General features: G+C 67.5%; 5 protein-coding genes. All 5 read left to right on the top strand.

Going from position 1 to position 3,548, the window contains the following annotated elements; all coding sequences use genetic code 11:
• Nucleotides 1–1,158, top strand: a 1,158-nt coding sequence (locus FBZ87_RS29425; RefSeq protein ID WP_425465747.1) for a bacteriophage T4 gp5 trimerisation domain-containing protein, incomplete at its 5' end; no start/stop codon positions are given.
• Nucleotides 1,155–2,306, top strand: a complete 1,152-nt coding sequence (locus FBZ87_RS28930) for a DcrB/PsbP domain-containing protein (RefSeq protein WP_145614026.1) — start codon at nt 1,155–1,157, stop codon at nt 2,304–2,306. The genes FBZ87_RS29425 and FBZ87_RS28930, both read left to right, overlap by 4 nt.
• 3 nt (nt 2,307–2,309) lie before the next feature.
• The gene (locus FBZ87_RS28925) at nt 2,310–2,747 is read left to right on the top strand and encodes a hypothetical protein (protein WP_145614025.1); all 438 of its coding nucleotides are present in this window, start codon (nt 2,310–2,312) and stop codon (nt 2,745–2,747) included.
• Nucleotides 2,748–2,753: 6 nt separating this feature from the next.
• Entirely contained in the window at nt 2,754–3,233 is a 480-nt protein-coding gene (locus FBZ87_RS28920) for a hypothetical protein (RefSeq protein WP_145614024.1), read from the top strand.
• Between the two features lie 7 nt (nt 3,234–3,240).
• Nucleotides 3,241–3,548 (top strand): contractile injection system protein, VgrG/Pvc8 family (locus tag FBZ87_RS28915; RefSeq protein WP_281289021.1); only part of this gene is annotated, 308 nt, incomplete at its 3' end.

Below are 3,548 nucleotides of genomic sequence, written 5' to 3'. Positions count from 1 at the left end.
GTCGTCGTCGCCTTCCTGGAGGGCAACCCGGACCGCCCCGTCATCCTGGGCTCCGTCCCCAATTCCGAGACCACCGCCCCCCTCGGCCTGCCCGCCCAGAAAACCCAGACCACCTTCCGCACCGCCAGCAGCCCCGGTGGCGGCGGCTTCAACCTCTTCACCCTGGAGGACAAAGCCGGCGCCGAAGAGATCGCCTTCCACTCCCAAAAAGACCTCTCCATGGTCGTCCAGAACAACGCCTTCGAGACGGTGACCAAGGCGTCGGTGCGCCAGGCGGGGCAAGTGCTGGCCTTCAAGGTGGGTAACAGTTCCATCCAGTTCACGCCGGACAACATCATCCTGTCCAGCAACGGCAGCACCGTGGTGATGGACAAGGATGGCATCCGCCACAAGGGCGGCAAGATCTGGCTGAACATGAAGGAGCCGGCGCCGGCCAAGCCGCCGGGCCAGGACTTCAAGGCCGAGGGCTCCGCCTGGGCCGCCAACAAAACCACCGGCCCCGTCACCGCCAAGGTCATGGGCGCGGAAGGGGCGATCACCGCCCACGCCGACCCGACCAAGGCCACCGTGGACGCCAAGGGCGAAATCGCCATGGCCCGCATTTCGGCCAAGGGCAAGAACAGCTGGGGCGAGATTTCCGGCGGCATGGACATCTTCGCGGCCGAGGGTACCGGCCACGCCGGGGTGACCACCAACGGCCTGGGCGCCCAAGGTGAGGCCAAGGCCGCCATGCAGCGCGTCACCGGCGAAGGTATCGCGGGCGACCTGAACAAGGGTGGCCTCGGGGTGAAGGGCGCGGGCGAGTTGTTCTCCGCCGACGCCAAGGGCCAAGCCTTGCTGGGGGACGACGGCCGCTATGTCGGCGCCGCGCTGGGCGGCAAGGCCGGCGCCCGCGTGGCCCAGGCCAGCGCGGAAGAGAACGTTACCATCCCCATCGGCTGGCTGCCCGGCGTGCCCGATGACTGGACCATCGCGGTCAAGGGCGAACAGGGCGTCTCCGCCGGCAGCGCCGGCATCGGCGCCGGCGGCTACGGCTACTACGATCGGGTGGACCAGCGGACGCACGCAGGCATCTTCGGCGACATCGAAGCCGGCCTGGGCATCAAGACGGGCCTGGACGCCAGCATAGGCCCCGCCCCCAAGGGAGGTGCCCCATGACGTCCCCTGCCCGACAGGAGCGTGGCGTCCTATTCTTCATCCTGGCGGCCGGGCTGCTTGCCGTCCTTACACCGCGTACCCATGCCGCGGAGACCATCACCGCGAAGGAACGACCCATGGCCGACCTGCGAACCACCGTTCAAGCCACCCGCGCGGAGGTGGAGCGCGACTATCTGCACCAGGCTTTCCCCAGCCCGGTTCAGGCCTTCGCCTTCGAGCTGATGATTCCCAAGGACTGGCAGTGGTTCGAAAAGGACGGACGGCCCGCCAAAGCGGACGGCCGCCTGCAATTGCTGGCCCGTTATGGCGAAAAAAATCAGGAGGCCATCACCGAGGTCTACGCCCAGCAGATCGAACGCGAAGTGGCGCCGGAGGACTGGCTGGATCCCTGGATGGCGGCGAACCACTACACGGTGGTGGCCCGCCGCAGCGTCCCGTCGGATGCAGGCCGCAACGCCGATGTGCTGGCCTCGCGCAGCGTGCAAGGCCAGCCCTATCTGTACCGGCTGCGCACCTTCAAGAATGGCAAGTTCATCTACCTGCTGCACAGCTTCGCCCCCGAACGCCGCTACGCCGCGGCGGAGGACGCCTTCCTGGTGGCGGCCGCCTCCTTCAAGCTGACGGAGGCCAAGCCCCAGCCCACCATGGAAATCCTTCAGGACGTCGCCCTGAACAAGGTCTTCCAGTTGGGCTTCAAGGTGCCGGCATCCTGGACGGTGCGGGCTGATGACAGCGTTGATGCCAATTGCCAGTCCTGGGGCCTGTCCAATGGCACGGGCGCGGATCGGGCCGGCATGATCAACGTCTACACCGCCCCGCACGACCGCTTCCGGGCACCCGACCAGATCGCGCACCTGGTGGCGAACGGGATGCGACACCTCGGCGCCAACTTCGCCGACGGCGCGCTGCGAGAGGTACCGACGGGCACCGCCGGGGTTTCCTTCTGGACGGCGGACGCCCCCGCGACGCTGGGCCAGCGCTCCGCCCTGGTTCGGCAAACGGTGGTCGCCACGGCCAAGGGCTGGGCGGTCTTCACCTTGGTCACGCCTGCCGGCCCGTCCGACCCCTATCTGGTGACGGCCATCAACAAACGCGCCTTCGACATCGCCATCACCAGCCTGTTGAACGCCTTGGCACCGGCAGGCTGATCCATGAACACCCTTATCGCTAGCATCTCCGGCCTGGGAGCAACTGTACCGTTGCCGGGCAGCCGCACATTCGTGAAAGCCATCGCGACGGCGGCGCTGCTCCTGGTCGCCTACTGCCTGACCGCAGCCTCTTTCGGTAACGACGCCGGTGCCTTCGATACCCTGGGCGCCGCCCGCTATGTCCTTCTGGCAGTGGTGGCACTCGCCGTCGTGCTTCTTCTGTTTGGCGGCGTAGGCTTGATCGTCCGCACTGTGTTCCATCTCAACGGACGTGCCATCCTGCAACGCTATGCCGCCAACGGCATGGGCGGTGCGATGGGCCGCCGGCCGCCGGCTTTTCTCGACGGCATTAGCCGTATCGAATTTACCGACGGCTTAACCGTCTTGGCCTGGGCGTTAATGGCCCTGGGCGTGATCGTCTCGATCATCCAGGGAAACTGACGCGCCATGTCCAATCCACCATTCCATACTTCGCCCACCCCTCCGCCAACCCTGGGCCTGCTGGCCTCCCTGGCCGCGCGCCTGCCGGACAGGGAACGGACGCCTAAGGCCTTCCTGGCCCTGTTCGGTCTGCTGGGCGTCTGCCTGGCCCTGCTGGCCTTGGGCGGCAAGTCCATGTCCATGGTGCTGGCGGCCCCCCTGCTGGCCGCCGCCGGCGTCGCCGCGCTATCGCTGTTCTTCATGGTCGGCCTGCTGCAGTGGCGTTCGACCATCAAGGCCTGGATGGCCAGGACCGGGGGAAGCGGCGAGTTCCCGGGCCTGTGGCGCCTGTTCCTGGCGCCTTACCGCAAGGCGGACGTCGATCACATGGCGGCGACCGGCCGCCTGCCTGAGTTGATGGCCTTTTCCATGATCATGATCATCGTGTCCGGCCTGGTGATCGCCGCCCTTGTCGGCGTTCGCCCAGCCGGCGCCCAGCCTATGTGAGGCCTCCATGGACGGTTACACGCAAGCGGAACGGTTGCTGGGGATCGAGAGCCCCTTGGGGCCCGACCAGCTTTTGCTGGAGGCGCTGGAGGGGACGGAGGGCATCTCGACGCCCTTCGAGTTCCGCGCGACCGTGCGCGCCATGGACGACAACGTCGATCCCGCCGCCCTGGTGGCGCAGAGCGTGGACCTGAAGCTGCGCCTGGACGAGGGCAGCTACCGCGTCTTCAACGGCGTCGTCGCCTCGCTCACCGGCGGCCACGCCGCCTCCCGCGGGCAGCGCCACTATGTCCTGCGCGTCGTCCCCCGCCTGTG

The organism is Nitrospirillum amazonense, assembly GCF_007828035.1.
Classification (GTDB): Bacteria; Pseudomonadota; Alphaproteobacteria; order Azospirillales; family Azospirillaceae; genus Nitrospirillum; species Nitrospirillum amazonense.
The sequence above is the reverse complement of the archived record's forward strand: the minus strand, read 5'-3'. Positions and strand labels throughout refer to the sequence as shown.